Source organism: Streptomyces sp. Ru72, from assembly GCF_002920635.1.
In the GTDB taxonomy this organism is placed as follows: domain Bacteria; phylum Actinomycetota; class Actinomycetes; order Streptomycetales; family Streptomycetaceae; genus Streptomyces.
On record NZ_PQSR01000035.1, the window covers coordinates 61,096 to 68,767 of the forward strand.

Consider the following 7,672-nt stretch of genomic DNA (forward strand, 5'->3'; position numbering starts at 1 on the left):
CCGCTGTCTAGCCTTTCATTGCATCAATCTTCAGCGGGTGCACTACGGATTTCGCAGGCGTTAGCGGAGTGTTCCGGGGTCAGTGGGCCCTCCTGCGCACCGTCTCCCAGCATGCGCTCGGCCGCCGACCGGTGCAGGGCGGCGGCCGCCGGGTCGCCGAGACGTTCCAGGGTGTCGGCGACCCGGAGCCGGAGCGCCGCCTGCAGCCGGGTGTCGTCGGCCTGTCGCGCCCACTCGACCGCCTCCTCGCAGGTGCGCAGCGACTCCTCGGGACGTCCGGCGTACTCCTGGACACGGGCCAGTTCGCTCAACGCCCGGGCGTGCGCGGCCACATCGCCGCTCCTGCGGTGCAGAGCGATCGCCGCGCGCCAGTTGCGCTGCGCCTCGCCGTAGCGGCCGGCGTAGGTCTGGACGGTGGCGAGGCGGCCGTACAGGCGGGCGGCCTCCGCACGCTCGTCGCGGGCGAGGCGATGGGCCAGGGCCCTGCCGTACCAGTCGGCCGCCCGGTCGAAGTCCCCGAGCTCCTGGTGGGCGCCGCCTACGGATTCCATCGCGCGGCCGGTCGCGTACGGGTCGTTGCCGGCCCGTCCGGCGTCCAGCGCGGCCCGGTAACGGGCCAGTGCCTCCCCCGTCCGGCCGGTCCGCGCGTCCACGTCCGCGAGGTTCAGCAGGGCCGCCGCCTTCTCTCGGTGCAGGCCACGGCGCTCGGCGACGTCGAGGACGAGCCGGTGGATTGCGTACAGCTCGGGCGCGGCCGCCCGGGTGCCGAAGTGGGCGACCAGGGCCCGCACCAGTGCGGCCATCAGGCGCCGGGCGAGGGTGTCCAGCTCGCCGTCGGCCACCGCGAGCCGGGCCGACGCCAGCAGCGCGGGCTGCCGCAGGCGCAGCCAGTCCTCGGCCGCTCGGGGGCTCGCGAAGCGCAACTCGCGGGGCAGCCCGGCGAGCTTCTCGCGCGCCTGGGGGCTGTCGGTCTCGGTGATCACCCGGCAGGTCTGCAGCAGCCGTACCGTGCGCTCCAGCATCCGCGCGCGGGCCAGCTGCAGCTCGGCCGGACGGTCGTGACGCTCGGCGAGCGCGCGCAGCAGGGGCAGCAGGCAGCCCGGGACCTCGTACTGCGGCAGGGGTGTCTCAAGGCGCCGCAGGAAGCCGCGGTCCACAAAATCGTCGAGGGCGGCGCGGGCGGTGTCCACGGGGCAGCCGGCCAACGCGGAGGCGGTGTGCGGATCCGGCAGGCCGGCCGGGGCCAGGCACAGCAGTCGCAGCATCCGCTGGGCGGGGCCGGGCAGCGCCTCGTAGGAGAGCCGGAAGGCGCGGGCGAGGGGCGGCCCGTCCTCGGTGCCGGTACGCAGGTGCCGGGCGAGGTCGGCGACAGCGGCCTTGGGCTGGGCGGCCAGCCAGCCCCCGGCGAGGACGAGGGCGGCGGGCTGGCCCGCGCACTCCTCGACGAGCCCCTCGGCGGCAAGCGGGTCGACGGTGACGCGCACGGAGCCGGCGTACCGGGTGAGCAGCTCCAGGGCGGCCTTGGTGTCGAGGCCGCCGAGCGTGCAGGGGCGCACGTCCGCGATGCCGGTCAGCGGGCCCTGGGCGACGGCGACGACGAGGCAGTCGGGCGCGTCCGGCAGCACCGCGTCCACCTGCTCGGCGGACGCCGCGTCGTCGAGCAGGAGCAGCGCACGGCGCCCCGTGAGGGCCTCACGCACCGCCTGGCCCAGCTCGTCCTCGTCGGCCCCGGGCGGGGTGGGCACACCGAGGGCGGTCAGCAGCTCGCGGGCGGTGCGCTCGGTGGGGACGGGGGTGCCGTCGGGTTCACTGAGGCGGGCGCGCAGCACGCCGTCCGGGTAGGCATCCGCGACCTGGCGCACCAGTTCCTCGGCGAGCGCGGTGCGGCCGTAACCGGGGCGGCCCGCGACGAGCAGCACGCGGGCGCGGGGTGCCTTGCGTCCGGAGAGGGTGTCCAGGCCCGCGCGCTCGATGTCGGCACGGAGTTCCTTCAACTCCCGTGTGCGGCCGAGGAACCGACCGTGGCCGACGACGGGACGCGGACCGCTGTCCGACCGCACGTCACCGTCTGTGTCCACCGCCTGATCCGTCACGGGCCACGCTCCCGTCCACTGCGCACACGGGCCCGCCGAAGCCTCGGGCGGGTCGCTGTCAGAGCCTAGTTGACGCTCTGCGACGATCCCGGCGGAGCACGGCGGACAGGTCCCCCGATCGGATCAGGCGATGGTACGACCAGTCATGATTTTTCAGCCCGCGGGGGGCGCCACGGCTCGAACCGGCTCCCGGCCCGCACCCGCTCCACACCCCGTCCGGGGGCGAAGGGGCGGAGCCCCGGAAGGGGGTGTCCGAACCGGAGGTGTCACGCCTGGAACGGCCGGGCCGGCCACGGGGCCTCGGCCGGGCGCAGGGCGTCCAGGCCTTCACCGGTCCGCGCGGCGACCAGCGACAGCACGCCGACGACGAGGCAGTTGTTGTGGAGGTCACCCGCGAGGACGCCCCGCACGAGGTCCGCCACCGGCACCCGGGCCAGCTCCATGTCGGCCTCCTCGTCCTCCACCTCGAAGCGCTGCCCGTCGGCCTCCGACAGGTCGCGGGCGAGGAAGATGCGCACGGCCTCGTCGCAGCCGCCGGGCGTGGTGTAGACGTCGGCCAGCACGCGCCAGTCCTCGGCCTTGACATGCGCCTCTTCGTACAGCTCGCGCTGGGCGGCGTGCAGCGGGTTCTCGCCGGGGACGTCGAGCAGGCCGGCCGGGATCTCCCACAGCTTCTGGCGCACCGGGTGGCGGTACTGCCGGATGACCAGCACCCGGTCCTGGGCGTCCAGGGCGAGGACGGCCACCGAGCCGGGGTGGACCTGGTAGTCGCGGCGCGCCACCGAGCCGTCCGGCATGACCACGTCGTCGGTGCGGACGGAGGTCTTGTTGCCGACGAACGGGGTCTCGCTCGCCCGGATCTCCCACTCCTCGGCGGTGTCCTTGATCGTGGCCATGTCGCCCTGTTCCTCCCACGCCTCGCACGAACCGGGGTACGCCTCCGTGAGGACGCATACCCCGGCCACCGTACAGGCCCCGTGTTACTTGCCGTTCTTCCCGTTCTTGCGTTCCACGGCCGCCTTCACCAGGCCCGCGAACAGCGGGTGCGGGCGGGTCGGGCGGGAGCGCAGCTCGGGGTGCGCCTGGGTCGCCACCAGGTAGGGGTGCACTTCGCGCGGGTACTCCACGTACTCCACGAGCTTGCCGTCGGGCGACGTCCCGGAGAACACGATGCCCGCCTTCTTCTCCAGCTCGGCGCGGTAGGCGTTGTTCACCTCGTAGCGGTGGCGGTGGCGCTCCTCGACGTACTCCTTGCCGTCGTAGACCTCGCGCACGATCGAGCCCTCGGCGAGCTTGGCCGGGTACATGCCGAGCCGCATCGTTCCGCCCATGTCGCCCTCGCCCGCGACGATGTCGAGCTGCTCGGCCATGGTGGAGATGACCGGGTGGGCGGTGGCGGCGTCGAACTCGGTGGAGTTCGCGTCGGGGATGCCGGCCAGGTTGCGGGCGGCCTCGATCACGATGCACTGCAGGCCGAGGCAGAGGCCGAGCAGCGGGACCTTGTTCTCACGGGCGTACTGGATGGCGCCGACCTTGCCGGACACGCCCCGGTCGCCGAAGCCGCCCGGGATGCAGATCGCGTCCACGTCGGACAGCTGCTTCTTGGCGCCCGCCGGGGTCTTGCAGTCGTCGGAGGTGACCCACTTGATCTTCACCCGGGCCTTGTTGGCGAAGCCGCCCGCGCGCAGCGCCTCGGTCACCGAGAGGTAGGCGTCGGGCAGGTCGATGTACTTGCCGACCAGGGCGAGGGTGATCTCGTGCTCGGGGTTGTGGACCCGGTCGAGCAGGTCGTCCCAGGTCGTCCAGTCCACGTCGCGGAAGGGCAGGTCCAGCTTGCGGACGACGTAGGCGTCCAGGCCCTCGCCGTGCACGGTCTTCGGGATGTCGTAGATCGAGCGGGCGTCCGGGCAGGCGACGACGGCGGCCTCGTCGACGTCGCACATCAGGGAGATCTTGCGCTTGATCGCGGTGGGGACCTCGCGGTCGCAGCGCAGGACGATCGCGTCCGGCTGGATACCGATGTTGCGCAGCGCGGCCACGGAGTGCTGGGTCGGCTTGGTCTTCAGCTCGCCGGAGGGGCCGATGTAGGGCAGCAGCGAGATGTGCACCACGAAGACGTTGTCGCGGCCGACCTCGTGGCGGACCTGGCGGACGGTCTCCAGGAACGGCAGCGACTCGATGTCGCCGACCGTGCCGCCCACCTCGGTGATCACGACGTCCACCTCGTCGGTGGCCATACGCCGGATGCGGTGCTTGATCTCGTTGGTGATGTGCGGGATGACCTGCACGGTGTCGCCCAGGTACTCACCGCGCCGCTCCTTGGCGATCACCGTCGAGTAGACCTGCCCGGTGGTGACGTTCGCCGAGCCGTCCAGGTCGCGGTCGAGGAAGCGTTCGTAGTGCCCGATGTCCAGGTCGGTCTCGGCGCCGTCGTTGGTGACGAACACCTCACCGTGCTGGAACGGGTTCATCGTGCCCGGGTCGACGTTCAGGTACGGGTCGAGCTTCTGCATCACGACGCGCAGGCCCCGGGCCTTGAGCAGCATGCCGAGGCTGGAGGCGGTCAGACCCTTGCCGAGCGAGGAGGCGACACCCCCGGTGACGAAGATGTGCTTGGTCGTCGTGGCTGTGCTGTTTCGAAAAGCAGCGGGCGGCATGGCCAAGAGGGGGCTCCCGTGGTCGCGGTATGGGGTGCGGTACGGCTGGTCCTCGAAGTATTTTTTTCGGGGGCGCCGTCGCTGCGGTTCGGGGGTTTCGTGCCCACCGGTCCACGGGCTACCAGCGTATCAGCGCCGCGAGGGGACTGCTTCCGGCCACGCTCCGCGCATGTGTCACCACGGACGCGCGAACCTTAAGAGGTTTTCACCGGGGTTTCACCCGCGGCTCACTCGTTCGGGGCAGCCCGGTTGCCCGGCGGGGCACGCGGATCATGCACCTGCGTCGTATCCTGCTCGGACACTCTCTGCCGAGCACTCCCGGAAAACGGCACCACCCCCGCCGGTCCCCGGAACAACAGGAGCTCGTCAGTTCGTTGAACATCGACTGCATCATTTTCGAATGGGTCGGTGAACAACGCGTTTCTCATGACCCCCATGACCGCACAGAGCGACCGCCCCTCGGGGCGACGTGGCCGTTCGACTGGAGTTGCATTGGCCGGGCGCATCGAAGACTACGCACTCATCGGAGACATGCAGACCGCGGCGCTGGTCTGCCGGGACGGCACCGTGGACTGGCTGTGCCTGCCCCGCTTCGATTCCCATGCCGTCTTCGCGGGACTGCTCGGCACGGAGGAGCACGGCTTCTGGCGGCTGGGCCCGGCGCACGCGTCGGACGCCGAGCCGCCGAGGGCGACCCGGCGCACGTACCGCGGCGAGTCGCTGATCCTGGAGTCCGAGTGGGACACCCCGCGCGGCACGGTCCGGGTCATCGACCTCATGCCGCCGCGTGACGGCGCCCCCCAGCTGATCCGGATCGTCGAGGGCGTCACGGGCCGGGTGCCGATGCGGTCGGCGCTGCGCATGCGCTTCTCCTACGGGCGCATCGTGCCCTGGGTGCACAAGCACGAGGGCCGCACGGTGGCCGTCGCGGGGCCGGACTCCGTGTGGTTCGACACCGAGGCCGAGACGTACGGCAAGGGTCTGACCACGTACGCGGACTTCACGGTCGCACCGGGTGACCGGTTCGCGTTCACGATCTCCTGGCAGCCCTCGCACAAGGAGCCGCCGCCGCTGCCGGAGCCCGAGCAGTCGCTGGAGGCGACCGAGGACTTCTGGCGCGAGTGGGTCGAGCACTGTACGTACCACGGCCCCTACCGCGAGGCCGTCATCCGCTCGCTGATCACCCTGAAGGCCCTGACGTACGCGCCGACCGGCGGCATCGTGGCGGCGCCCACGACGTCCCTGCCGGAGGAGATCGGCGGCGTGCGCAACTGGGACTACCGCTACACCTGGCTGCGGGACGCGGCGATCACCCTGTCGTCGCTGCTGCGCACCGGCTACCGCGAGGAGGCGCGCGCCTGGCGCGAGTGGCTGCTGCGGGCCGTGGCCGGCGACCCGGAGAACCTCCAGATCATGTACGGCATCGCGGGCGAGCGGGAGCTGGGCGAGGCGGAGCTGGACTGGCTGCCCGGCTACGAGAACTCGGCCCCGGTGCGCGTCGGCAACGGCGCCGCGCACCAGTTGCAGCTGGACGTGTACGGAGAGGTCACCGAGGCCCTGCACCTGGCCCACATGACCGGGCTCGCGCGCAACGACTACGCCTCCCTGCTCCAGCTGAAGCTGATCCGCTACCTGGAGCAGCACTGGGACGAGCCGGACGAGGGCATCTGGGAGGTGCGCGGCCCGCGCCGGCACTTCGTGCACTCCAAGGTGATGGCCTGGGTGGCGGTGGACCGCACGATCAAGCTGATCGAGTCCGGTGACGCGGACGGCCCGCTGGAGAAGTGGCGTGAGCTGCGCGACGACATCCACCGGGACGTGTGCGAGAAGGGCTACGACAAGGAGCGCAACACCTTCACGCAGTCCTACGGCTCCAAGGAGCTGGACGCCTCGCTGCTGCTGATCCCGCAGATGGGTTTCCTGCCGCCGGACGACAAGCGGGTGATCGGCACGATCGAGGCGATCCAGCGGGAGCTGTCCACGCCGGACGGCTTCATCCTGCGTTACCCGACCTCGGGCGACGAGGAGGGCGTGGACGGCCTGCCGGGTGACGAGGGCGCGTTCCTCGCCTGCTCGTTCTGGATGGCCGACGACCTGGCGATGATCGGCCGCGTGGACGAGGCCCGCAAGCTGTTCGAGAAGCTGCTGGCACTGCGCAACGACGTGGGGCTGCTCGCGGAGGAGTGGGATCCGCGCCTGAAGCGCCAGGTCGGCAACTTCCCGCAGGCGTTCAGCCACGTGCCGCTGATCGACACGGCACTGCGGCTGACGGCTTCCGGGGCCTACGGGGGCTGAGTGATTCCCCCTCTTCGAGGGGGACCCGGGCGGTCTTCCACCTCACCGGGCCCGCCGATCTTCGGCGGGCCCGGTGAGCTTGTCGATCGTCCGCTCTCAGGTGTTGGCTGTGCACAGATCAGGTGGTGGGGCGCAGGGCGAGGTTGTAGTAGCGGATCTCCTGGTACTCCTCGAGTCCTTCGCTGCTGCCCTCGCGTCCGAGGCCGGACTGCTTGACTCCGCCGAAGGGTGCGGCCGCGTTCGAGGGGACGCCCTGGTTGATGCCGACCAGGCCGGTGGCCAGTTGGTCGGCCACGTTGAAGGCGCGGTCGAGGTTCTCGGTGAAGACATAGCCTGCCAGGCCGAACTCGGTGTCGTTGGCGCGTGCTATGGCCTCGTCCTGGTGGGAGAAGCGCTGGATGGCGGCGATGGGCCCGAAGATCTCGCTGCGGGCGAGGTCGGCGTCAGCCGGTACGTGGTCCAGGAGCGTCGCCTCGAAGAACGAGCCGGGGTGGCTGGGAGCCGAGCCGCCGGTGACCAGGTGTGCGCCCCGGCGGGTCGCGTCCTGGACCAGGCCGGCGAGTCTGGTCACGGCGTTGTGGTCGATCACCGGGCCGAGCCCCACGCCGGGGGCGAGTCCGTTGCCGA

General features: G+C 71.5%; 5 protein-coding genes. 1 reads left to right on the top strand and 4 read right to left on the bottom strand.

Going from position 1 to position 7,672, the window contains the following annotated elements; translation table 11 throughout:
- Nucleotides 1-23: 23 nt before the first annotated feature.
- The 3 genes from C3488_RS18460 to C3488_RS18470 form a co-directional block, all read right to left on the bottom strand.
- On the bottom strand, nucleotides 24-2,093 hold the full coding sequence (locus C3488_RS18460) for a tetratricopeptide repeat protein (protein WP_103840761.1): 2,070 nt from the start codon (nucleotides 2,091-2,093) through the stop codon (nucleotides 24-26).
- Between the two features lie 266 nt (nucleotides 2,094-2,359).
- Nucleotides 2,360-2,989 (bottom strand): NUDIX hydrolase, encoded by a 630-nt coding sequence (locus C3488_RS18465; protein WP_103840763.1) that lies wholly within the window; start codon nucleotides 2,987-2,989, stop codon nucleotides 2,360-2,362.
- 84 nt (nucleotides 2,990-3,073) lie between these two features.
- Entirely contained in the window at nucleotides 3,074-4,750 is a 1,677-nt protein-coding gene (locus C3488_RS18470; RefSeq protein ID WP_103840765.1) for a CTP synthase, read from the bottom strand.
- A 492-nt stretch (nucleotides 4,751-5,242) separates the two neighbouring features.
- Between C3488_RS18470 and C3488_RS18475 the strand changes: the two genes are divergently transcribed.
- On the top strand, nucleotides 5,243-7,045 hold the full coding sequence (locus C3488_RS18475; RefSeq protein WP_103840767.1) for a glycoside hydrolase family 15 protein: 1,803 nt from the start codon (nucleotides 5,243-5,245) through the stop codon (nucleotides 7,043-7,045).
- 118 nt (nucleotides 7,046-7,163) lie between these two features.
- Here C3488_RS18475 and C3488_RS18480 read toward each other — a convergent pair.
- On the bottom strand, nucleotides 7,164-7,672 hold a 509-nt coding region (locus tag C3488_RS18480; RefSeq protein ID WP_146067882.1), incomplete at its 5' end, for an aldehyde dehydrogenase family protein.

Coding starts and splice junctions, on each gene's coding strand:
- C3488_RS18465 (WP_103840763.1), bottom strand. CDS start 2,989: ATGGCCACGATCAAGGACACCGCCGAGGAGTGGGAGATCCGGGCGAGC.
- C3488_RS18470 (WP_103840765.1), bottom strand. CDS start 4,750: ATGCCGCCCGCTGCTTTTCGAAACAGCACAGCCACGACGACCAAGCAC.